General features: G+C 65.0%; 22 protein-coding genes and 1 riboswitch. Of the genes, 9 read left to right on the top strand and 13 right to left on the bottom strand.

What is annotated here, in order from left to right; translation table 11 throughout:
* The first annotated feature begins 40 nt into the window (after nucleotides 1-40).
* Nucleotides 41-829 carry an MOSC domain-containing protein gene (locus AC0L3A_RS21115; RefSeq protein ID WP_473255126.1) on the top strand — a complete coding sequence of 263 codons (789 nt, stop codon included), beginning with the start codon at nucleotides 41-43 and terminating at the stop codon, nucleotides 827-829.
* Nucleotides 830-941: 112 nt separating this feature from the next.
* On the opposite strand, the gene AC0L3A_RS21110 is transcribed toward AC0L3A_RS21115, so the two are convergent.
* Nucleotides 942-1763, bottom strand: a complete 822-nt coding sequence (locus AC0L3A_RS21110) for a TIGR02594 family protein (RefSeq protein ID WP_473255125.1) — start codon at nucleotides 1761-1763, stop codon at nucleotides 942-944.
* Nucleotides 1764-1972: 209 nt separating this feature from the next.
* Here AC0L3A_RS21110 and AC0L3A_RS21105 point away from each other — a divergent pair, with 209 nt between their 5' ends.
* A complete protein-coding gene (locus AC0L3A_RS21105; protein WP_007597291.1) occupies nucleotides 1973-2836 on the top strand; it encodes an alpha/beta fold hydrolase in 864 nt (287 codons plus the stop codon).
* A 122-nt stretch (nucleotides 2837-2958) separates the two neighbouring features.
* Here the strand turns inward: AC0L3A_RS21105 and metW are convergent, their stop codons facing one another.
* Complete coding sequence (metW, locus tag AC0L3A_RS21100) at nucleotides 2959-3621, bottom strand: methionine biosynthesis protein MetW (protein WP_007597293.1); 663 nt, start codon at nucleotides 3619-3621, stop codon at nucleotides 2959-2961.
* 15 nt (nucleotides 3622-3636) lie between these two features.
* A complete protein-coding gene (gene metX / locus AC0L3A_RS21095) occupies nucleotides 3637-4839 on the bottom strand; it encodes a homoserine O-acetyltransferase MetX (protein WP_473255124.1) in 1203 nt (400 codons plus the stop codon).
* Between the two features lie 90 nt (nucleotides 4840-4929).
* A riboswitch (SAM riboswitch) is annotated at nucleotides 4930-5009 on the bottom strand.
* A gap of 204 nt (nucleotides 5010-5213) precedes the next feature.
* Here metX and AC0L3A_RS21090 point away from each other — a divergent pair.
* From AC0L3A_RS21090 to AC0L3A_RS21080, 3 genes are read left to right on the top strand one after another with little or no spacing between them, the layout of a single operon-like run.
* Nucleotides 5214-6062 carry a chorismate mutase gene (locus AC0L3A_RS21090; protein ID WP_219680450.1) on the top strand — a complete coding sequence of 283 codons (849 nt, stop codon included), beginning with the start codon at nucleotides 5214-5216 and terminating at the stop codon, nucleotides 6060-6062.
* Between the two features lie 34 nt (nucleotides 6063-6096).
* Nucleotides 6097-7191 carry a histidinol-phosphate transaminase gene (gene hisC, locus AC0L3A_RS21085; RefSeq protein ID WP_219680453.1) on the top strand — a complete coding sequence of 365 codons (1095 nt, stop codon included), beginning with the start codon at nucleotides 6097-6099 and terminating at the stop codon, nucleotides 7189-7191.
* Nucleotides 7188-8126 (top strand): prephenate/arogenate dehydrogenase family protein, encoded by a 939-nt coding sequence (locus tag AC0L3A_RS21080; protein WP_219680456.1) that lies wholly within the window; start codon nucleotides 7188-7190, stop codon nucleotides 8124-8126. The genes hisC and AC0L3A_RS21080 overlap by 4 nt, the downstream gene beginning before the upstream one ends.
* 114 nt (nucleotides 8127-8240) lie before the next feature.
* Here the strand turns inward: AC0L3A_RS21080 and AC0L3A_RS21075 are convergent, their stop codons facing one another.
* The 4 genes from AC0L3A_RS21075 to AC0L3A_RS21060 all read right to left on the bottom strand — a co-directional run bounded on the left by AC0L3A_RS21075 (nucleotide 8241) and on the right by AC0L3A_RS21060 (nucleotide 13281).
* Nucleotides 8241-9809, bottom strand: a complete 1569-nt coding sequence (locus AC0L3A_RS21075) for a hypothetical protein (RefSeq protein WP_219680459.1) — start codon at nucleotides 9807-9809, stop codon at nucleotides 8241-8243.
* Nucleotides 9810-10095: 286 nt separating this feature from the next.
* Nucleotides 10096-10323, bottom strand: a complete 228-nt coding sequence (locus AC0L3A_RS21070; protein ID WP_007597301.1) for a hypothetical protein — start codon at nucleotides 10321-10323, stop codon at nucleotides 10096-10098.
* Nucleotides 10324-10513: 190 nt separating this feature from the next.
* Nucleotides 10514-11857 carry a GDSL-type esterase/lipase family protein gene (locus AC0L3A_RS21065; RefSeq protein ID WP_354199935.1) on the bottom strand — a complete coding sequence of 448 codons (1344 nt, stop codon included), beginning with the start codon at nucleotides 11855-11857 and terminating at the stop codon, nucleotides 10514-10516.
* A gap of 239 nt (nucleotides 11858-12096) precedes the next feature.
* Nucleotides 12097-13281: a DUF2125 domain-containing protein gene (locus AC0L3A_RS21060; RefSeq protein ID WP_473255123.1), complete on the bottom strand. Its 1185-nt coding sequence runs from the start codon at nucleotides 13279-13281 to the stop codon at nucleotides 12097-12099.
* Between the two features lie 110 nt (nucleotides 13282-13391).
* Here AC0L3A_RS21060 and AC0L3A_RS21055 point away from each other — a divergent pair, with 110 nt between their 5' ends.
* Complete coding sequence (locus AC0L3A_RS21055) at nucleotides 13392-14003, top strand: gamma-glutamylcyclotransferase (RefSeq protein ID WP_219680469.1); 612 nt, start codon at nucleotides 13392-13394, stop codon at nucleotides 14001-14003.
* Here the strand turns inward: AC0L3A_RS21055 and AC0L3A_RS21050 are convergent.
* From AC0L3A_RS21050 to ftsE, 4 genes are all read right to left on the bottom strand, one after another.
* Entirely contained in the window at nucleotides 14000-14773 is a 774-nt protein-coding gene (locus AC0L3A_RS21050) for a lysophospholipid acyltransferase family protein (RefSeq protein ID WP_219680471.1), read from the bottom strand. The genes AC0L3A_RS21055 and AC0L3A_RS21050 overlap by 4 nt on opposite strands.
* A 33-nt stretch (nucleotides 14774-14806) precedes the next feature.
* Nucleotides 14807-15511: a YdcF family protein gene (locus tag AC0L3A_RS21045; RefSeq protein WP_354126834.1), complete on the bottom strand. Its 705-nt coding sequence runs from the start codon at nucleotides 15509-15511 to the stop codon at nucleotides 14807-14809.
* Nucleotides 15512-15584: 73 nt separating this feature from the next.
* Nucleotides 15585-16553, bottom strand: a complete 969-nt coding sequence (locus AC0L3A_RS21040) for a cell division protein FtsX (RefSeq protein WP_027514144.1) — start codon at nucleotides 16551-16553, stop codon at nucleotides 15585-15587.
* Nucleotides 16546-17205, bottom strand: coding sequence for a cell division ATP-binding protein FtsE (gene ftsE, locus AC0L3A_RS21035; protein WP_007597309.1), 660 nt, complete (start codon nucleotides 17203-17205; stop codon nucleotides 16546-16548). The genes AC0L3A_RS21040 and ftsE overlap by 8 nt, the downstream gene beginning before the upstream one ends.
* Before the next feature lie 191 nt (nucleotides 17206-17396).
* On the opposite strand from ftsE, the gene AC0L3A_RS21030 reads away from it, so the two are divergent.
* Together AC0L3A_RS21030 and AC0L3A_RS21025 are read left to right on the top strand one after the other, a co-directional pair.
* Nucleotides 17397-18278: an MJ0042-type zinc finger domain-containing protein gene (locus AC0L3A_RS21030; RefSeq protein WP_007597311.1), complete on the top strand. Its 882-nt coding sequence runs from the start codon at nucleotides 17397-17399 to the stop codon at nucleotides 18276-18278.
* A 27-nt stretch (nucleotides 18279-18305) separates the two neighbouring features.
* A complete protein-coding gene (locus AC0L3A_RS21025; RefSeq protein ID WP_007597312.1) occupies nucleotides 18306-18680 on the top strand; it encodes a response regulator in 375 nt (124 codons plus the stop codon).
* A 103-nt stretch (nucleotides 18681-18783) separates the two neighbouring features.
* Here the strand turns inward: AC0L3A_RS21025 and AC0L3A_RS21020 are convergent, their stop codons facing one another.
* On the bottom strand, nucleotides 18784-19944 hold the full coding sequence (locus AC0L3A_RS21020; RefSeq protein ID WP_007597314.1) for a DUF4175 family protein: 1161 nt from the start codon (nucleotides 19942-19944) through the stop codon (nucleotides 18784-18786).
* On the bottom strand, nucleotides 19932-21878 hold the full coding sequence (locus tag AC0L3A_RS21015; RefSeq protein WP_473255121.1) for a TIGR02302 family protein: 1947 nt from the start codon (nucleotides 21876-21878) through the stop codon (nucleotides 19932-19934). Before AC0L3A_RS21015 ends, AC0L3A_RS21020 begins: the two co-directional genes overlap by 13 nt.
* Nucleotides 21879-22055: 177 nt before the next feature.
* Between AC0L3A_RS21015 and AC0L3A_RS21010 the strand changes: the two genes are divergently transcribed.
* Nucleotides 22056-22439: a carboxymuconolactone decarboxylase family protein gene (locus AC0L3A_RS21010; protein WP_007597318.1), complete on the top strand. Its 384-nt coding sequence runs from the start codon at nucleotides 22056-22058 to the stop codon at nucleotides 22437-22439.
* The last annotated feature ends 121 nt before the right edge of the window (nucleotides 22440-22560 follow it).

Below are 22560 nucleotides of genomic sequence, written 5' to 3'. Positions count from 1 at the left end.
TGGGCCGAATCCCCTAAGTAGCGGCATGACACCGAGCGCAATGACAGCCAACCAGACCGCCGAGATCACCGGCCTCTACCGCTATCCGATCAAGGGTCTGACGCCGGAGCCCCTGCCCCGCGTCTCCCTGCAGACCGGCCAGACACTGCCCGCCGACCGCCGCTATGCCATCGAGAACGGCCCCAGCGGCTTCGATCCGGAAGAGCCGCAGTGGAAGCCGAAGATCCAGTTCCTGATGCTGGCGCGCAATGAGCGGCTGGCTTCGCTCGACAGCCGGTTCGAGGACGCGACCCATCGCCTGACCATCCGCAAGGATGGCCAGATCGTCGCCGTCGGCGATCTCGAGACCGCCGCCGGGCGTGCCGCGATCGAGGACTATTTCAGCCAGAACTTTCAGCCGGAGTTGAAGGGCCCGCCCAAGGTCCTGTCCGGCCGCGACCACAGCTTTTCCGACGTCGCCCGCAAGGTCGTGTCCATCATCAATCTCGACAGCGTCCGCGCACTCGAGACCATGCTCGGCGGCGCCGCCGTCCACCCGCTGCGCTTCCGCGCCAATCTCTACGTGAAGGGCTGGCCGGCCTGGTCCGAGCTCGACCTCGTCGGCCAGACGCTGGCGATCGGACAGGCCCGGCTGAACGTGGTCAAGCGCATCAAGCGCTGCCCGGCCACCAATGTCGATCCTCAGACCGCCAGGCGCGATCTCGAAATCCCGGCCACGCTCTCGAGCAATCTCGGCCACATGGACTGCGGCATCTATGCCGAGGTGATCGCCGACGGCGACATCGGCGTGGGCGACGCGGTTGCGGTGGAACAGCCGAAGCTGGTGTGACGGGGCGCTTTCTCAGCAAACTCCGTCATTGCGAGGAGCGAAGCGACGAAGCAATCCAGACTGTCTCCGCGAGGGATTCTGGATTGCTTCGCTGCGCTCGCAATGACGCGCCTCAATTCGGCATCACATAGGCATAGATCCGGCCGCGCGAGATCGGCGCTTCGCGGACGCGGTTGCCGTTGTTGCCGGAGATCATGATCGGATTGCCCTGCGCATCGACGCCGGTGATGATGCCGACATGACCGCCCCGGCCGCCGCGCGACATGACCGCGATGGCGCCGACCTGAGGACCGGAGACACGCGTGCCGTAATGCGCGAACGAGTTCGCCATGTCGGAGCCGGTGCCACGGTGACCGGTCTTTTCAAGCACCATGTTCATGAAGCGCGCGCACCACAGGCTGCCGCGGCCGGTCGGATTGCCGCCGACATAGCGGCGTGCCTCGGACACAAGGCCCGACCCGCCGCCGAAGCCGCCGCTGCTCGTGGCGCTATTGGCCACGCCGCCGACATTCGCGTTAGTGGCCATCCCACCGCCACGCCTCATGGTTCGACGGCTGGCGCGCGTGGTCATCCCACCGCTATCGCTGGTAACCATTCCAGCGTTGCCGCTCATGGCCATTCCACCGCTGCCGCTCATAGCCATTCCACCGCTGCCGCTCATGGCGATGCCGCCGCTATTGGCGTTCGGGTCATAGCTGGCGAAGGTGTTGCCGAAGCCGCTCGCCTGCAATTGCGCCGCGCCGCGCTCGAAGCGCGAACTGCGTGCATGCCGGTAATGATGATATCTGCTGGCGTGATGCGCGTAAGCGTGCCGCTCTGCGCTATGACGATGAGATCGTGCTGACGCCGGAGAGGTGAAGGCGGCGACCGCCGCGAAGAAAACAGCCAGCGCGACGACACAGCGCGACAGGCGAGACGCAAACAACTCGAACATTCTTCATCCTTCGTTGACACCCCCACTTCCCAATCGGCCCGTGCGGTGGCCGACATCCGCGGGCTGTATCAGTATCCTGATGTGGCGAGAACAAGACGCGGTCGCGGAGATTTTGGACGATGATTAAGATGATTAATAAGTGTTAGGTTCGTATGCGCTAACCGCAGGACGGCATTCCAATGTCGCAGCCACCTCTGGGAGAAAACCGGATGCCTCACGCCCTCACGAAGGACAATTGCCGCCTCTATTTCGAACAAGCAGGCACGGGCACGCCAATACTTTTTCTGCACGAATTCGCCGCCGACTACACCAATTGGGAGCCGCAGATGCGCTACTTCTCGCGCGGCCATCGCTGCATCACCTATTCCGCGCGCGGCTACACGCCATCGGACGTGCCTGATGGCGAGGTCTACGGCTACACGCATTTCTACACCGATGCGCTCGCGGTGCTCGATCATCTGAAGATCGATCGCGCGCACTTCGTCGGCCTCTCGATGGGCGCCTATTCATCGCTCCAGATCGGGCTCAACGCGCCCCAACGTGCCCTGTCGATGACGCTCGCCGGCGTCGGCTCAGGCTCGGAGATCGAGAACCTCGACGCCTGGCGCCGGCAGTGCCGCGCCAACGCGGAGCAATTCGAGATGCTCGGCTCAGCCGAAGTCGCAAAAGTCACGCGCGAGGCGCCGAGCCGGATTCCGTTCCTGACGAAGGACCCGCGCGGCCACGCCGATTTCTATGCCGCGCTGGCGCGGCACGACGCCAAGGGATCGGCGCGGACGATGCGCGGCTTCCAGGCCGGACGTCCCTCGATCTTTACGATGACGGATGCGATCAGAGCCGCCGCGACGCCGGCACTCATCATCTGCGGCGACGAGGACGATCCGTGCGTGGGCGCAAGCCTGTTCCTGAAGAAGCATCTGCCTGCGGCAGGGCTCGCCATGTTTCCGAAGTCCGGCCACGTGCTCAATCTCGAAGAGCCCGCGCTGTTCAACGAAACGGTGGAACGGTTCGTCACGCTGGTGGAAGCGGGAAGATGGCCGGCGCGCGATGCGCGGTCGTTGCCGGCGCATTAGCGCGAAGGCGTCGCCACACGCTCCGTCGCGTAGCCTGGAGGGAGCGAAAGCGAAATCCGGGGCCTTCGCCTCCGCGGATAGAATCCCGGATTGCGCTACGCTTCATCCGGGCTACGGGAATCCTATTTCCTGCCGCCTCGCGTCAGCAAGAACACGCCCTGCTCGCCGAACAGATTCCACACCCACCAGGGCATCCGCAGCCGCAGCGGGCGGCCGTAGAGGTCGAGCGCCTCGGCACGTTCCATCTTGACGTCGATCGCGTCGCAGAGCTCGACGAAATCCTTGATGGTGCAGAAATGGATGTTGGCGGTGTCATACCAGCTTGCCGGCAGATTCTCCGTGCGCGGCATGTGGCCGCCGATCAGGAGCTGGAGCCGCATCTTCCAGAAGCCGAAATTCGGGAACGACACGATGGCGCGGCGGCCGATGCGCAGCAAATTCTCCAGCACCACTTTCGGCTGCCGGGTCGCCTGCAACGTCTGCGACAGGATCACGTAGTCGAAGGCGTCATCGGGATAATTCACGAGATCGGTGTCGGCATCGCCCTGCACCACCGCAAGACCCTTGGCGACGCAGCGGTTGACGCCCTCGCGTGACAGCTCGATGCCGCGGCCGTCGATGCCGCGGGTCTCCAGCAGCTGGAGCAGGTCGCCCTCGCCACAGCCGACGTCGAGCACCTTCGAGCCCGGCTTGACCATCTCGGCCACCAGCACATGGTCGGCGCGAAAATCGCCGGGCTGCCCGGTCGCAAGGCCGCCCAGCGGCAGCGCTTCCTGTACAGACATGACTAGCCGTCCTTGTTAAGCAGTCCTGGCGGTAAGCCCGCGCGCCTTGCCTGCCGACTGCAGGAAGGCACGGGCAATGTCGAAGAACTCGGGCACGTCGAGCAGGAACGCGTCGTGACCGCGATCGGTCTCGATCTCGGCGAAGGACACCCGCGCGCTCGACGCATTCAGGGCGTGCACCAGCGCGCGCGATTCCGAGGTCGGGAACAGCCAGTCGCTGGTGAAAGAAACCACGCAGAAGCGGGTCTGGATTCCCGCGAACGCCTTCGCCAGCACGCCGCCATGGTCGCCGGCGATGTCGAAATAATCCATCGCGCGGGTCAGATAGAGATAGGAGTTGGCGTCGAAGCGCTCGACAAAGGACGAGCCCTGGTAGCGCAGATAGGACTCGACCTGGAAGTCGGCGTCGAACGAGAAGGTCGGCAGCTCGCGGTCCTGCATGCGCCGGCCGAATTTTCGATGCAGCGCGGCGTCCGAAAGATAGGTGATGTGCGCCGCCATCCTAGCGACAGCGAGCCCGCGATGCGGATGGATGCCGTGATCGGCATAGCCGCCTTGGTGCCAGTCGGGATCGGCCATCACCGCCTGACGGCCAAGCTCGTGGAACGCGATGTTCTGCGCCGAATGTCGTGTCGAGCAGGCAATCGCCAGCGCGGAGAATACCCGAGTCGGATACGCCGCAGTCCATTGCAGCACTTGCATGCCGCCCATCGAGCCGCCGACGACTGCGAACAGCGTGTCGATGCCGAGCCGGTCGATCAGCATCGCCTGCGCGCGCACCATGTCGGGGATGGTGATGACGGGGAAATCGAGGCCCCAAACCTTGCCCGTCGCGGGATTGATCGAAGCCGGACCGGTCGAGCCCATGCAGCCGCCGATCACGTTGGAGCAGATGATAAAATACTCGCTGGGATCGAGCGGTCGGCCGGGGCCGACCAAGGTCTCCCACCAGCCGGGCTTGCCGGTGACAGGGTGCACATTGGCGACGTGCTGGTCGCCGGTCAGCGCATGGCAGATCAGGATCGCATTGGAGCGATCGGCATTGAGCTCGCCGTAGGTTTGGTAGGCGATCTGGAACGGGCTGAGATCGACACCGCAATCGAGCTGCAGCGGCTGCTTCGTGCCGAACTGCGCAACCTGCGAGCTCGGACGATCCACCTCGTGCGACCGCTCGTCGGCAGTGATCGCGGGACTGGGAATTGACTGGACGCCAACCATCTGACCATCGACCTCGTTTGCGATCGTAGAAGTGACCGCATTGACATCAGGCCATGAAAAACCCGGCCTGAACGATAGGTTCGGCCGGGATCGAAAGGGTCCCCGGCCTGTTTAGCGAGTTTTTTAACGTGGCTGCAAGCCGGCCGGCTCAAATGACCACGGAACGGATAAAAACTACCGTCTTGGACGGTTTTCGTCAAGTCGCGGCCCGGATCGACCAAATTCGCCTGCCGCGCCGCCGGCGGAAAGGGCCCGATTTCCCTTTGCATTTCTCTTTGCTTTCGCAGCCCCGACTGCCTAATCAGGACATCCATCGTAGCGGTGACGGCTCGACTGATCCGCATTGGAACGCCCCTCAACAGCACCTGTCAGACATGTCCCAACGTCCGCCCGCGCCACCATCGCTCCAGGAATTGCGCAAGGAGATCGACGCGATCGACGAGGGCATGCATCGCCTGCTGATGCAGCGCGGCGACATCATCGACCGCCTGATCCAGGTGAAGCAGACCCAGGAGGTCGGCTCGGCGTTCCGTCCCGCGCGCGAGGCCGCCATGATGCGTGACCTCGTCCAGCGCCATCGCGGCATCCTGCCGCTCGACACGGTCGAGAGCATCTGGCGCGTGATCATCGCGACGTTCACTTACGTCCAGGCGCCATTCTCGGTGCACGCCGACATCTCGGCAAGCGAGCCGGCCATGCGCGATTCCGCGCGATTCCATTTCGGCTTCACCGTGCCTTACGTCGCGCATTTCAGCGCGCAGGCGGCGGTCGAGGCCGTCGCGAAATCCAAGGGCGACCTTGCGCTGGTCTCGGCAACCTCGAGCCGCACGCCGTGGTGGCTGTCGCTGGAAGAAGCCGGCGCGCCAAAGATCATCGCGCGGCTACCCTTTGTCGAGCGCGCCGACCATCCGGCGGCGTTGCCGGTGTTCGCGGTCTCGCGCGTCGCCGACAGCGCCCTGGTGACGGAGGTCGAGACCTTCAGCGTACGCGTGTCAGGGTGGAACGCCGAAGTTGCGCGCGCCCTGTCGCCGCTCGCCGAGATCGTGGCGGTGCCCGACACCGCCTTCGACGGCGCCGCGCTGCTGGTCTCGGTCACCGCGACGAGCAGCCTCGACAAGATCAAGGCTGCCCTGATCGAAGCGGGGGCCTCGGTGCGCTCCACGGCCCTCGTCGGCAGCCACGCAACGCGCTATACGGTGCCCCCGACCGGGCCGAAATCGTAAGTCGCGAACCGCTTAAGCCACTCCGGAGTTGAAGATGTCCCGCCCAGTGCCGAATCCCGGCATTCTCGATATTGCGCCCTATACGCCCGGCAAGACTCCGGTGGCGGAGCCCGGTCGCAAGGTGTTCAAGCTCTCGGCCAACGAGACGCCGTTCGGGCCCTCGCCGAAGGCGATCGAGGCGTTCAAGAACGTGGCGGATCACCTGGAAGACTATCCGGAAGGGACCTCGCGCGTGCTGCGCGAAGCGATCGGGCGCACCTTCGGGCTCGACCCCAACCGCATCATCTGCGGCGCCGGCTCGGACGAGATCCTCAATCTGCTCGCCCACACCTATCTCAGCCATGGCGACGAGGCGATCTCGACCACGCACGGCTTCCTGGTCTACCCGATCGCAACCATGGCGGTCGGCGCCAGGAACGTCGTCGCGGCGGAGAAGAACCTCACCGCGGATGTAGACGCCATCCTGAAAGCCGTCACGCCGCGCACAAAACTGGTCTGGCTCGCCAACCCCAACAACCCGACCGGCACCTATCTGCCGTTCGACGAGGTCAAGCGCCTGCGCGCCGGCCTGCCCTCGCACGTGCTGCTGGTGCTGGACGCAGCCTATTGCGACTACGTCTCGCGCAACGATTACGAGATGGGGATCGAGCTGGTGGCGACCACCGAGAACACGGTCGTGACCCACACGTTCTCCAAGATCCATGGTCTTGCGGCGCTGCGGATCGGCTGGATGTTCGGCCCCGAACACATCATCGACGCGGTCAACCGCATCCGCGGTCCCTTCAACGTGTCGACGCCGGCGATGTACGCTGCCGTTGCCGCGATCGAGGACACCGCGCATCAGGCGATGTCGAAGCAGTTCACCGAGACCTGGCGCAACTGGCTGACCGAGGAGATCGGCAAGCTCGGCCTGAAGGTGACGCCGAGCGTCGCCAATTTCGTGCTGATCCATTTCCCGACGGAGGGAAAGACCTCGGACGCAGCCGACGCCTTCCTCACCAAGCGCGGGCTGGTGCTGCGCGGCTTGAAGAACTACGGCCTGCCGCATTCGTTGCGCATGACCATCGGCACCGAGGAGGCCAACCGCCTCGTCGTCGAGGGCCTGCGCGACTTCATGGCCGGAACATGAGCGCGACCTCGCACTTCGAGCGCGTCGCGCTGATCGGCTTCGGCTTGATCGGCGGCTCGATCGCGCGCGCTGCGAAGCTCCAGGGCTTGGCTGGCGAGATCGTTACCACCGCGCGCTCGGAGAAGACGCGCGCACGCGTGATGGAGCTCGGCATTGTCGATCAGGTCGTGGCGACCAATGCGGAAGCGGTGAAGGATGCCGATCTCGTCATCCTCTGCATTCCCGTCGGCGCCTGCGGGCCGGTGGCGCAGGAAATCGCCGCCTATCTCAAGCCCGGCGCGATCATCTCCGACGTCGGCTCGGTCAAGGGCGCCATCGTCAGGGATATGGCGCCGCATCTGCCGAAAGGCATCCATTTCGTGCCGGCGCATCCCGTCGCAGGCACCGAGCATTCGGGCCCCGATTCGGGCTTCGCCGAGCTCTTCATCAACCGCTGGTGCATCCTCACCCCACCGGAGGGCGTCGATGCGGCTGCCACCGATCGCCTGCGTGCGTTCTGGGCGGCGATGGGTGCCAAGGTCGAAATCATGACGCCGGATCATCATGATCTCGTGCTCGCGATCACCAGCCATCTGCCGCATCTGATCGCCTACACCATCGTCGGCACCGCCGACGAACTGGCGCAGGTGACGGAGTCCGAGGTCATCAAGTTCTCCGCCGGCGGCTTTCGCGATTTCACCCGCATCGCCGCCTCCGATCCGACGATGTGGCGCGACGTCTTCCTCGCCAACAAGGAAGCCGTGCTGGAGATGCTCGGCACCTTCACCGAGGATCTGGCAAAGCTCACCCGCGCGATCCGCCGCGGCGACGGCGAGGCGCTGTTCGACCACTTCACCCGCACCCGCGCCATCCGCCGCGGCATTGTCGAGATCGGCCAGGATTCGGCGGCGCCCGACTTCGGCCGGCCGCATGCGCAGCTCGGCAACAAGCCGTAGCACTGAAGTAGCCCGGATGGAGCGCAAGCGTAATCCGGGACCTCCGTCGCTTGAGGCAAGATTCCCGGATTGCGCTTCGCTCCATCCGGGCTACGAGCCCGCGTGGCTCCGTGACTAGAACGGATAGTAGCGGATCTGCGTCATGACCACGTTGTCGTCCGTCTTCGGGGCGCCGCCGACGCCGGCGAATGCGAACCGCTGCGTGTAGGAATATTGCAGGCCGGCTTTGAGCGTACCGAAATTGCCCTGGTAGATGGTGTCGTAGATCCCGGCCGTGATCTGCCGGACCTCCCTGGTGTTTCCGTTGCAGGTCGCGGCCGGCGAATTCTCGGTCAAGCAGCCGGTGTTGTTGTAGAGCGGATTGCCGTAGCCGAAGGGCACCGTTCCAACATTGGCGAAATTCGCCTTGGCCTTTTCGAGGCCTGCATAGGAGTAGACATCGAGGCTGGGCGTCGCGTGCCAGATCAGGCCGACGGCGGCCGCCGTGATCGTCAGCGGGAGGATGGTGCCGTCCTGCGCCACCGCCGCGTCGGGGAACGGCGTTGCCGTGAAGCGGCCCAGCACGCCGTGCGAGCCATAGAGCTGAAGATCGAGGGTTTTCGGAATCAGTTCGGCGAAGATGTGTCCCCCGAAGCTTCCGGTGTCGTAGGTGTGGTTGGCGTTGTTGAAGCGATCGAACAGCTGGCGGTAGAGCGCCCACGCCTCGACATGCAGCTTGGTGGGCCCGAGCCGTGGGTCCCAGGCTGCCTTGACGGTGACGTCGGGCACCTGATTCAGACTGACATTGTTGAGGTTGTTGAAGAAGCTGCCGCCGGGACCGGTCAGATTGACCTGAAGGTTCGGGTTCAGCACGCCCTGGGGTCCAATGGCGGGTGTGCCGACAGCCGGGACGTTGCCGCCGAAGAACGCGGTCTGGGCATTCTCGACCGACGCAGCCAGCTTGAACTCCGGTCCGATGTCCTGCCAGACGCGCAGCCCGGGCTGCCGTGCCGCAAGAAATCCCGGGACGGATTCGAAGTCGATCACGCCGGGCGCATCGACGCCGCGAGGATCGATGCCCGACTTGGTCGGCGCGTTGAGCGACCAGGATTGCCCGGCGAGGAAGTGAAGACCGAGATCGGTGCGGTCCAGTTCCAGGCTGAGCTGCCGCATGCGCGGATTGAATGAGTTGGTCGCCACCGAGTTCGCCGTCTGAGCCGCACCTTCGAAATCGATCTCGCCGTAACCAGCGAGGTGCGTGTCGGCATCGGCATTGCCTTCGGCCAACACCGAGAACCTGCTCTGGCGCGCGGAGAAGCGCGTTTCCGGGATGTTGAAATTGCGGCTCTGCTGATAGGGGATGAAGTTGTAGACCGAGCCGGTATCGGAAGCGAGATTGCGTGAGCGGTAGATGCCGGTGAGATCGACCCAGCCTCCGAATGTCAACGTCACGCCCTTGTAGCAGACCTTGCCGGCCGCACATGGATCGGCGGCGAGCGCCTTGTAACTTGCTGGTAACTGAACGGCCTTCGCCTGCGCTTCAACCTGCCGCGTCTTGCGCGCCTCGGAGTCCACGCGCTGCTGGAGCTCCTTCAGCTTCGCCTTCAGCGACTGGATTTCGGTTGTGACATTGTCGTCGGCACGCGCCTGCCCTGAACAGGCAGCGAGAATACCCAGCATCAGTCCGCAATTGATGATCCGCACTTGAAGCTTCCTCCATTTGGGAAGCGGATTGGATTCCGCGCGCCGTCTCCGGCGCCTGCATGCTTCCCTGGTGTGGAGTGATTTGAATGCGGCTGCGGTTATTCGCGGCGAGGTGCATCTTCTGCATCACGTTTTCCTGACGATCCTGTTCGGAATATTTTCGTTGGCCCCCGATCCGCACGCGCGACTGTCGCGATTGTCCAAGGCCACGTTCAAGGTAATGCGCATTGGGCCCGGCCGGGGCATGACCAGGCCCAGTTCGCGACGGGCAAGTGGTGGATGGCGACTATTTGCCCTTGGTCGCGCGCATCACCGTGGGGCGCGGTGATTTCCGCGAGGGGACGAATGCCATCGTCTCCCGCGTCGTGGGATTCGAGATGTTGCGATCACCATTAGGATACATCGAGGCGTATGCGGCCGGCTCCTGCGACTGCCATTCCCACTGCGCGAACGCGGGCGTCGCGAGCGTGGTCGAGATGGCGATAGCGGCAATGAACAGCCTGGACTTCGTCATGATATCTCTCCTGCCTGGGCGACCGCCTCAACGTGCGGCCGACATGGAGAGAGAGCGGACTTTGCGGCTCCGCATTCCCGGCGGGTCATCACGATCCGGCGAAGCGGCCGTGAGTTCAGCTCGTAACCTGCATGGAGGGAGTTACGACAGCTGAGGGCGATGAATGGAGACAGGCAACTCTGAATTCATCCTACTGCTTCGCGCTGCGATCAAACTTTCCCGGCTTGAACAGATCGAGGTCGATGGCCTGTCCCATCGCCAGATATCCGGTGCGGTTGGGATGAAGCTTGTCGCCGGCGCCGCCGGTCGTGCTTTCGGGAACGAACTCCGGCTTGAGGCCACCCGAGGCCGGATCGAGCGTCGCACGATCAAAATCTATCACGCCGTCGAATGTCCCCGAGCTACGGATGAATGCGTTGAGCGCTTTGCGCTTGTCATCCTGCTCGGGGAAACCATGTGCCGCGCTGGTGCTGCCCAATGCCGAAACGACGGTGGCGCCAATGATCCGGGCTTGCGGCCATTTCGCACGTAGCCTCGCGACACCATCCTTCATCGCGGCGATGACTTGGTCGGCCGTGAAATTGCCGTTCTTGCTGAAATCGTTGATGCCTTCCAGCCAGATCAGGCTGGATATGCCGGACAGCGACAGCACGTCGCGATCGAGCCGCTGGCCCGAAGCGGGGCCGCCCGCGTACGGTTTGTCGGGACCATATTCGGCGGGGCCTGCGATTTGGTTGCCACCGATGCCGCCATTCACGACGGCGACCTTGTTGCCGTAGACCGCCTTCAGGCGACGCGACAGCACGTTGGGCCAGCGATCGTCGCCATTCATGGTTGAAGCGGTCCCGTCGGTAATCGAATCCCCAAACGCCATGACGGCAAAGGCATCGGCAGGCGCAGTCATCTCGATCGCATCGAGAAAGAACCACGACGCAGTCGCATAGGGGAAGGAAGCCTCGTCTTCGAGGGCGCCCTTCGCGCCGGCGCCGGGCGCACTGACATAGGAGGTGGTCAGCGCCTTGGCGTGCCAGGTCATCGGACCGCTCTGGCCGGCAACATGAAAACTGACCGCAAGCCGGCGGCCGGCGAGGTCATCAGGCCGCTTTGCAAACGGCAGCGCGATCGCATCGCTCCAGACCGAATTCCCCGGTGACACCGTAACGGAAGCCGTGCCGGCGAACGTAATGGGAGTGTTGGAGCCGCGGATCAACGCGGCACTGCCCGATTGCAGGCCGACGAAAACGCCGTCAAACGTGACGGGCTTGGTGCCGAAGGCGTTGCTGAGCCGGATGCGGGCCTGACGGCCCCAGATATCCGGTCGCACGATCAGACGAAAGGTCTGATCCCGCGCACCGGCCGCAGGCTCGGGAAACGCGAATTTCTGTTCGGGCTGGGCAGACGGATTGCCGACGGGGTATGGGCCCTGAACCGCGCCCGTCCAGGACACCACCCAATGCTCGCCATTCTTGGCGGTTGCGGTCTGAAGCGAGGCGACGAGCAGCGATGCTGCCACGAGACAATTCAACGCGTGCATTGTTTCCCCCGAACCCCAGATAATTGGGCGCGACCTTAGAGCCGTCAGTTGGTCTTCAATAGGGCGGCAGAACGTCTCCTGTCCAGACGCGCTGACGCACTCCTCGCCCGACGCAGGAGAGGACCTCGCAGGTTGCGTCACCGGCGACGACAAGACGCCCTTCGGAAGCGATCTGTTCACAGCTTCGGAAGCGTCAGGCGGACCGAGCTGTCCGCCCGGCAGATTGATGAATTCACGAACTAATAAAGCGACGGGATCTGACCGACCTTGACCGGGCCGAGCAGCACGGCGCCGTCGACGAACTTCAGCGGGAAGCTGCGAGCTTTCTTGCCTTCCAGCGTGCTCTCGGTGCCGATCGAATTGATGCCGGCGGCAACGCCGGCATTGGCGTTCTGCTTGATGACCTTGCCGAGGCCGGGAACGGCGCGGTCGAGCGCGCCGAACAGATTGTTCAGGTCCTGCGACTTCACGCCGGGCGCGACGCGATCGAGGGTTGCCTGCGGCACTCCCTCCTCCAGCATCTTCTCGATGCCGAGCGCGGGGATCACGCGCTCGAGGCCCGTCACCGTCATCTGCAGTTCGCCGTCGAGACGGCCGTTCGCCGAGAGCCCGAGCGTGCCGGCCGCAACCGCGATCATCTCGCCCTGCTGGATCCGGGACTGCACGATCTCGATATGGCCGCCGGCGGCCTGGATCTCGCGGAAGCGCTGCGGCCACGGCTTTGGCGTGAGGTCGGACAGTCCGGTGATCTTCGCCCGCGTATCGGCTTCGAACGGCTCGGCGAGCAGCGGATGAACGCCCTGGATGCTGCCCTGCGCGATCTGGAGCACGGTCTCGATCACGGGATGATCGGACGGCGATCCATCCGCGAGGCGTCCGTGCAGTTCGACCTGTTTCGCGCGTGCGAGCGGCACCTGCACGCTGCCGTCGACACGATTGACGGTCGGCTCCTCGAACACGATGGAGGCGCGCTCCGGCACGGCGGGCAGACCGAACACGCTGCTGCGACCCTTGCTCCAGTTCACGATGAAGGTGCTTTGCGTGACGCCGTCAGTGAGCGTCGCGGGAGCGGTGAATTCGGCGATGACGCGCTTGGGATCGTAGACCTGGGCGACGACCAGGATGTTGTCGAGCTTCGCCGTGAACGGCGTCTTGCTGGCGTTCTGCGACACCAGTGCGACACTGGCGCCCGAACACTGGACCTCGAAGCGGAAGGGGAAGCCCGCGATCGAGCGCTTGGCGCAATCATAGATGCGGCCGGATTTGGCCTCCTGCGCGCGCCAGGCGTCGGCGGCGATTTCGGCCTGCGACGCCGCATAGAACCAGAAGCCGCTCCACGCCACCGCGAGGATCAGGAGGATGACAGGGGCGATGAAAAGGCCCCAACGGGAGCGCCGGCCTGCGGCAACGGTCATATCGGACATGCGGCGACCCTTTGATCCCTGATTTTGTCAAATGTAAGCGAGGTAAGTCTGCGACGAAAGGCGGAGAATTCGCTTCGCTTGAGGGCGCGGTTCTGGTAGCCGTGCCCGAAATGTCGGAAATCACCCTTCCCTCCGTCACCACTGCCAAAGGCGACCTCTGGGTGTTCGGCTACGGCTCGCTGATGTGGCGGCCGGGCTTCGAATTCGAGGAGCGCGTCCCGGCGCGGCTGGTCGGCGAGCATCGCGCGCTCTGTGTCTATTCCTTCGTCCACCGTGGCACGCCGGAGAAGCCGGGTCTGGTGCTCGGCCTCGACCGCGGCGGCGCCTGCCGCGGCATCGCCTTCCGCGTCGCCGAAAAGAACCGCGCCGACGTCGTCGCCTATTTGCGCGCGCGCGAGCAGGTGACGTCGGTCTATCGCGAAGTCATGCGTTCGGTCTGGCTGGAGAACGACGCGCGGCAGCGCGTCTCCGCGCTCGCCTATGTCGTCGACCGCGGCCATGTGCAATATGCCGGCCGGCTGTCGCTCACCGACCAGCATCGGCACGTGCTCCAGGGCCACGGCCAGTCGGGCGCCAACCGCGACTACGTGACCGCGACGGTGAAGGCGATCGAGGCCGAAGGTTTTCGCGATGCGCCATTGCATCAGCTTGCCATGATGCTGCATGGTGATGCGCATTCTCAGCACGCGCCGGCTCCGGTGGACGATCGGGAAAACCGCTAGCTCTCCGACGGCGCATAGCTCGGCGCCGAGCCGATCAGCTGCTCCTGCTCCTTGCGACCCGCTTCGACCAGGCGGCCGGTCGCGTCTTCGATCGCCGTTTGCACACGGGAAAGATACTCGTCCTTGGGCAAGCCCGGCGGCAGCGGATCGAGGAACTCCACCACCAGCGTGCCAGGATAGCGCATGAAGGTGCGGCGCGGCCAGAACAGGCCGGAATTGAGCGCGATCGGCAGGCACGGCGCGCCGCAGGACGAATAGATCTGCGCGAAGCCGCTCTTGTAGTCCGGTGGCGCGCCTGGGGCGCGGCGCGTGCCTTCGGGAAAGATCACAAGCTGCCCGCCGCTGCGCACCGCCTCCCGCGCACGCCGCGTCATGTCCAGCAGCGCCTTGACGCCGGCGTTGCGGTCGATCGCGATCATCCCGGTCTTGACCAGGAACTGACCGAACACCGGGATCTGCATGAGCTGACGTTTGAGGATAAAAATCGGACGGTCGAAAAAACCCGGCAGGACGAACGTCTCCCAGAACGACTGGTGCTTCGCCACGACGACCAATGGTCCCGTCGGAATCTTTTCGAGGCCGCGGAATTCCACCTTGATGTTGCAGACCGCCCGCATCAGGAACAGCGTCGCCTTCGCCCACCATTGCGCGACCCTCAGCATGGCGCGCGGCGGCAATGCGAAGGTCGGCAGCGCCACGATCGCGAGGCACACCAGCACGGTGTAGAACAGCACGTTGAACACGAGCGATCGCAGGAAAATCAAGAACATCAAGGATCCGATCAATTGCCGATCAGTTACCGATCAATTGGCCTGTGCGGTGGCGGGCCGCTTCGGCTGCAGCCCGGAAGGCTGCTCCGACATCTCGGGCGAAAGGTCAATCCCGAAATCCTCCAGCCGCACCCTGAGCTCGGCCGCGATGTACTTGACATATTCCGACAGCAGCAGCCGCAAGGTGGACGCTGAGGTCCACCACGGCTCCTCGCGCCATTTGTCGCCGACCACCACGAACGGGATCAGTGTCGTCTCCGGCATCGCATGCGAGAATTCCACCAGCGCGCGCGGCATGTGATAGTTCGAGGTGACCACGATCAGCGATTTGAAGCCGCGCCCCGCGGCCCAGCGCCGCGCTTCCGCGGCATTGCCGCGGGTCGAGACCGCGGTGCGGTCGAGATCGACGCAGCAACGCATGAAGGACTGGTTCTCCGGCAGCGTCCGGGAGATGTCGCTCGCCGTCGAGGTCGGGTGCACGCCGGAGATCAGGAGCCTCCTGCCGTAACCTGCAGCGAGCAGCTCCATCGCATCCGACACCCGCGAGGAGCCGCCGGTCAGCACCACGATGCCGTCCGCCTTGCGGTCCGGCGCGATTTCGGCGCCGCGCAATTGCGACAGAAACGCGATGAAGCCCGCCGCCGCGCCAACGAAGGCGAGCGCGATCGTCGACATCACGGTCGCGCGCAGCCAGCCGCGCGGCAGTTTCGGCGATCGATCGTCGGTCGGCGCGGTCATGCGATGTCGGTGATCCCTTCCCAGAGGTGATTTTAGGACGTTTTGAGGCGAAGTGGAGTCCGGTTTGTCAGCCTCAATCGACATCATTCAGCGTCGCGAACAGCGTCTGGCGCGAGGCGACCGCGGTGATGGCGCCGATCAGCACGGCCTGCACCGCGAGCACGATGTAGCCGGACGGCCGCAGCGAGAAGGTGCCGAGCAGCGCGGCGAACTGGTCGCCGACGGGGGTGCCGGAAAACCAGCCTGCAATCGACTCGGAGAAGCCGAACACCAGCATGGCGGCGCCGCCGCCGATCACGCCGCCCTCCAGCCCCAGCCTGAGGAAATGACGCAGGAAGCGGTTGGCGATATAGCGGTCGCCGGCGCCGACGAAATGCAGCACCTCGACGATCGGACGGTTCGCCGCCATAGCGCCTCGGGTCGCGAACGACACCGAGATGATGGTGGCGACGATGACGAGCGCGAGGATGCCGAGGCCGGCGAGCACGGTGGCGTTGGTCATCGAGCGCATGCGCTCGATCCAGGCGCGGTGATCGTCGACGCTGGCGCTGGGCGCTACCTGGGTCACGCGGGCCCGCAGAGCACCGAGATCGAGCGCGGTGCCGGGCTGCACGCGCGCGATGATCATGCGCGGCACCGGCAGATCGTCCATCGACAGGCCGGTGCCGAGCCAGGGCTCGAGCAGCTTGCCGCTCTCGTCCTTCGTGAACGGCTTGACCTCGACGATGCCGGCTTGCGCGCGCATGGCCTCGGTCACCGCAGCGGTGTCGCGTTCGAGATCGCGGCCCGTCTGCGGGCGGACCTGAATGGTGATCTCGCTCGCGACATCCGACTGCCATTCGGCGGCGGAGGCGCTCACCAGTAGCACCGTGCCGGTCGTCATCGACGCCAGGAAGGTCATGATGGCGACGACGGCGACCAGCGCGCGGCCGTGGATCGAGGCGCGCGGCACGATCGGCGACATGTTGCGCGCCCTAGCCGGAAGCGGCGGACCCTCCTGTCCGAGATCGACCAGCACGCCGCGCTCGTCGGGCCTACTCATAGACGTGCAGCCGTCCCTGGTGCAGCACGAAGCGTCGCGCCTCGTACTGGTCCATCAGGGCGATATCGTGGGTGGCGATGATGACGGCGGTACCTGACTTGTTGAGCTCGATGAACAGCCGCAGCAGGCGGCGGCCGAGCGTCGGATCGACGCTGCCGGTCGGCTCGTCGGCCAGCAGCAGCTGCGGTCGCGAGATCACCGCGCGCGCGATCGCCGCGCGCTGCTTCTCGCCGCCGGACAGGATCGGCGGCAGCGCGTCCATGCGTTCGCCGAGCCCGACCCATTTCAGGAGGTCGATGACCTCCTTGCGGTAGCTCGATTCGCTGCGGCCCATGACGCGGAACGGCAGCGCGACGTTCTCATAGGTCGTCATGTGGTCGAGCAGGCGGAAATCCTGGAGCACGATACCGATGCGCTTGCGCAAGTTTGCGATTTCGTCCTTGCCGAGCTGCGAGATGTCGTGACCGAACAGATTGACGAGGCCCCGCGTCGGTCGATGCGAGAGGAACAACAGGCGCAGCAATGAGGTCTTGCCGGCGCCGGACGGGCCAGTGAGAAACTGGAAAGAATGCGCCGGGATCTGGAAGTTGAGGTCGCGCAGGACCTCGGACCCCAGGCCGTAACGCAATCCGACATTTTCGAACCGAACCAAGCTCAGCTCCGTTCGAGAGAGACCGCGGGCCGCACGGCTGTGCTCCGCTCCGCGCGATCAACGGGTTTTGCGGCCGTTATGGTTTCCGGTTCGTTAACGGTCGTCCTGTAGCATAATTGGTAGCATCTTTCCCTCTCGGTTCTCCGCGACCGTGTCACCGTCAAGACTTGTCCATGCATCAAGGCTCGTCCATGCATATCGTCTGCCCTCATTGTACGACATCCTACGCCATCAAGCCCGCGAGCCTTGGGGCGAACGGCCGGACCGTGCGCTGTTCCCGTTGCAAGGAAACCTGGGTCGCCCATGCCGAGGATGCCATCGAGGAGGCATCTGTCCCGGCCATGGCCGCAGCCAGCCGGGCCGACGACCAGTCCGATCTCGCCGAGCAGTGGAACTCATTTGCCCAGGACGACGGCGCAGCTGACGCGCCTGTCGTTGACAGCCCCTCGATCGCCAGCGACTGGCCGGACCAGGAGACCAGCGACACCGAAGACGAATGGTCGGCGGCTGCCCGGTCCGTCGAGGAGGAAGTCGTCGGCGAACAGCACCAGTCCTGGTTCCAAGGCCTGTTCGGCCGTCGCCGCGGCGCCCGAGTGCGCCGTCAAGTCGCCACCGCGGCCCCGCGAAAATCCCATTTCGGCCTGCCAACCGCCTGCGCCGCCATGGGCGCGCTAGTGCTGGCGCTGGTGATCTGGCGCGGCGATATGGTGCGACTGCTGCCGCAGACGGCCGCCTTCTACAGGATGGTCGGCCTCGAAGTTAACCTGCGCGCACTGGCCTTCAAGGACGTCAAGCTCTCCAGCGAGACCGTGGACGGTAAGCAGGTGCTGGTGATCGAGGGCGTGATCGTGGGCCAGGGCAAGAAGCCGCTCGACATTCCCCGGTTGCGCTTCGCGGTGCGCGACGCGCAAGGCGCGGAAATCTACGCCTGGAACACCGTTCTGGAACAGACCGTGCTACAGCCCGGCGAGCGCGCCTTCTTCCGCTCGCGCCTGGCCTCGCCGCCCCCGGAGGGCCGCAATATCGACGTTCGCTTCTTCAACCGGCGCGACATCGCCGGCGGCAGCGTATAATCGATTTCGCAGGTCAAGGTTCGTCTCATGTCCAAAATCCTGATCGCCGACGACGAGGATTCGATGCGCCAGCTGGTGGCACGCGCCATCGCCATGGACGGGCACGAGATCGTCACCGCACAAGACGGCGCCGAGGCGCTGGAGATCCTGACCCGCGCGGGCGGCCAGTTCGACCTGCTGCTCACCGACATCCAGATGCCGGTGATGGATGGCATCGCGCTGGCGCTTTCCGTCGCACGCGATTTCCCCGATTTGACCATTCTGCTGATGACCGGCTTTGCCGACCAGCGCGAGCGCGCCTCGAATCTCAATGCGCTGGTGCATGACGTCGTGACCAAGCCGTTCTCGGTCGCCGACATCCGCACGGCGGTGGCGGATGCGCTGGCGGCGAAGAAGGGGTAGCAGGCGGGGTCGTAGCTTGTAGCCCGGATGAGCGCAGCGACGTGCGGGACCGGCGGCCCCGGATATCGCTTCGCTCATCCGGGCTACGAAAGCTGCGACAGCCTCAAAAATCCTTCAGCAGCCGCTCGATATAGTCGAGTTCGATCTGCGGGCGCGAGCTATCCCCCAAGCGGCGGCGGAGCTCCTCGAGGATGCGCCGGACGCGCTGGGCGTCGATCTCGCCGGGGATCTTGACCGTGTAGTCGTCGCTCAGATCGCGGCCGTGAAGGGGGCGGCCGAGCGGATCGGTCTGATTGCCGCCGCTCTGCTGGCGGCCGGGCCGGTTGCCGGGACCATCGCCCTGCCCGTCGCCATCGCCCTGCTGCATCGCCTCGGCCATCTTCTGCGCGCCCTTGCGCAAGGCCTCGAGCGCTTTCCCCTGCGCGTCCACGGCACCATCCGAATTGCCTTCGCCGAGCTGCGAGCCGGCATCGCCCATGGCCCCGTCGGCGGCGTCCAGACTGCCGTCGTCATCGCCCTGGTCGCCGTCCTGATCGCCATCCTGGCCCGGCTGTCCCTGCTCGCCCTGCTGACCCTTTTGCCCCTTCTGGCCCTGGCTCTTCTGGCCCTTTTGCCCCTTCTGCGTGAGGCCGCGCTTGGCGAGTTCGTCCTGCAGCTTCTTCAGGCGATCCCGCAGCGACTGCTGATCCTGCTGGAGGTCCGACATCGACTGGTCGCCCTGCTGCTTGCCGCGCGAGCGCTCACGCCGGGAATCCTGGCCCTGCTTGAAAGTCTTGTCGCGCAATTGCTGCTGCTTGCGGATCATGTCGCTGAGCTCGTTGAGCGCCTGCTCCATGTCGCTGTCGCCGGATTGCCCGGGCTGCGCCATCTGGAGATTTTCCATGATCTGCGCGAGCTGCTCGAGCATGCGCTGAGCCGCTTCTTTGTTGCCTTCGCGCGCCGCCTTCTCGATTTGCTTCAGCAATTCGTCGAGGTCGCGCTGCGTGATGACGGAACGATCGCGATTGGAGGATTGGCTCTTTTCCGTCGCGCGCTTGTAGTCCTCGAGCTTCTGAATCGCATCGGATTGATTGTTCAGGCTTTTGCCGGATTCCTTCTGCCTGAGGCTGTCGCCGGAATCCTGCATCGCCTTTTCAGCGCCATCGAGCAGGGCATCGACATCCTGATCCTGCTGGGCAGCCACGGGCGAGACGCCTCCCAACAGGAAGGCGAGGCAGGCGATCGAGATCGCCTTCAAGACTGGCACGCGTGCTAGCTTCCGCATTTACGGTCTCGCGTCGACTGGTTGGCACCGTCGTTGCCCGGCTTCGCCCGGTTGTTCGCCGACTTGCGATAGGCCTGAAGCTGCTCGCGCAACGCGTCCTGCTGCTTCGCCAGCTCTTCGAGCTGCTCGGGCGTGGCGTTCTGGGTCTTTTGTTTCAGCTCGACAGACTTGTCGAGGATGAGCTGAACCTCTGCCGGGAAAGGCTGCCGCGGTCCAAGCGGATTCTGCTCGGCGCGCCGGGCGAGATCGCGCACCTTGCCGGCCATCGCTTCGCGAAGCTTTTGCGTCAGCGCCTTGATCTCGTCCTCGCTGGCGCCGCGTTCCAGCGCCCGCTTGAGCGCGTCCTGGGCCGAGCGCAGCGCGGCGTTGACGCTGCCGGCGACACCGTCGTCCTCAATGGTGACCGCGAACGCCCACATGCTTCCCACCACATCGCGCAGCGCGTCGTCGGTGCGGGCGGCTTCCAGCTGCAGCGCCAGGCTGCGCAGGCCGAGATAGCAGCCCGCATCCGGCGTGAACAATTCGGGCGCGATCATCAGCGCGTCGAGCGCGGCGTAGACATCCGAATTCTTGTTGGCGTCGAGCGCGAGGATGCGGCGCTGTTCGACCAGCGCGCGCGCGAGCGAGTTGGTGAACAGTCGCTCGGGCAGGCGCATGTTGAAGGGCTCGCTCCGGGCCTCGTTGCCGGCCTCGTCCTTGGCGGTGAGGGTCAGCGTGACATCGGCGCCGGCATAGGGATCCTCGCTGAGATCCTTCACCGTCTGGCCGACGCCGTTGCGGGTGCGCGCATTCGGCAGCACGAGCGGGAATTGCGGAGGCTGGAATAGCGGCCGCGCGGCAGCCTTGGTGTCGGCCTCCTTGCTGCCATCCTTGACACCATCTTTGGCGTCGGCGGGACGCAGGCCGATTTGCGCGTCGGCGCCGGTGACGCCGTAATCGTCCTCGACCTTGTAGGTGAGCTGGAGTCCGCCACGGGCCTGGCGCTCGGGATCCTTGGCCAGCGCGATCGTCGGCGCACGATCCGGCGTTGCCGCAAACGCCCATTGCGGCTGGCCAGAGGGCGCACGGACATGCGCGGTGCCGTCGCCGCTGATGGTAAAATGCTTCTCGTTGGTGCCCTTGGGCGCAGCTTCGGTAGGCGCGACCTCCTTGAGGCCGCCGGAGACGGCAACATCCAGGCTGCCGCCGGAGGAGCGAACGATCAGGGTCGAGCCAGCGGGAACGGCAAGCGGGCCGCTGGCCGGCAGCGCCGCGGCCTCCTTGTTCGCGGCCGACAAGATGATTGGCGGCTTACCGGTGTAGAGCGGCGGCGTGACCCAGGCATCGACGCGAACATTCGCCGGGGCCAGCATGCCGTTCAAGTGGAAGGCGGCCCCGAGCCGCATCGCGCGCTCGTCGCCGGCGGCGAAGAACGTCGCAACCAGCATCACCATGACCAGCGCGCGCAGCGCCCAGGGATCATGCAGAGCGAGCCGGGGCTTCGGCAGACCGGCGCGGATGCGCTTGATCGAAGCCAACGTGCGCTCACGCTGCGCCCGCCACAATGCCTGCGCAACCGGGTCCTGCGAGCTCAGCGTGTCCGTCAGCGTGGTGGCCGGCCGATGACGGATGCCGGAGCCGCGGTCGAGCCGGGCCAGCGCCTCCTCGCGGCTCGGCCAGCGAAAGCGACTCAACGGGAACAGGACGGCAATCGCGATGCCGGCGAAAACCACGAGCCCGATAGCGCGGGCAATGAAAGGCAGCGCCAGCCAGAGGCCAGCCCAGGACACCACAAGGAACAGGCCGACGACAGTGAGAAGCCGCGCCAAACTCGGCCAGGCACGCTCCCACGCGATGGCATAAGTGGCCCGCTGCAGGGCTTGCGCCAGCTTCAGCCGCGACAGAGCGTCGCCATCGCGGATCGGGTCTGACGGGTCGGGGGTGACGCCGTTCAATCAACTCTCCAGGTTGCCCGGTAGAGAAGCGTACCACAACGGCAGCACTGAGGCATCCGTTCCTGTACGGGAGACACCCCTTTTCCCGCATAACACGAGGACGTGACTGACCCGCCGCAACCCCGTAATTTCCGCGCCGCCAGCCAAGAAAAACGCAAGAGAAGCAAAGGAAACGCCATGGACAAGAAGATGCATGACAAGGGCCTGGAAGTCCGCAAAGCGGTGCTGGGCGAGGCCTATGTCAACAACGCCCTGAAGACCGTCGACGATTTCAACCGTCCGTTCCAGGAGATGCTCAACGAATATTGCTGGGGCACCGTGTGGGGCCGCGAGGAGCTGCCGCGCAAGACCCGCAGCATGCTCAACATCGCGATGATCGCGATCCTCAATCGTCAGCACGAATTCCGCGCGCATCTGAAGGGCGCCCTCACCAACGGTGTCAGCCGCGACGAGATCCGCGAGATCCTGATGCAGGTCGCGATCTATGGCGGCATGCCGGCTGCGGTCGACAGTTTTCGGATCGCGCGCGAGGTGTTCGCGGAGATCGACGGCAAGGCGTGAGCGGTGCCGGCGTGAGGGACGGGGACGCGACGTCCCTCTCCCACGTCGTCCTGGCGAAAGCCAGGACCCATTACCCCAGGGAGAGGTTGTGGCGCGAAGTGGCAACTCCGAGTCCCCGTAA

It is taken from the genome of Bradyrhizobium sp. MI1.3, from assembly GCF_055811695.1.
This window is presented reverse-complemented; position numbering and strand designations above follow the sequence as displayed.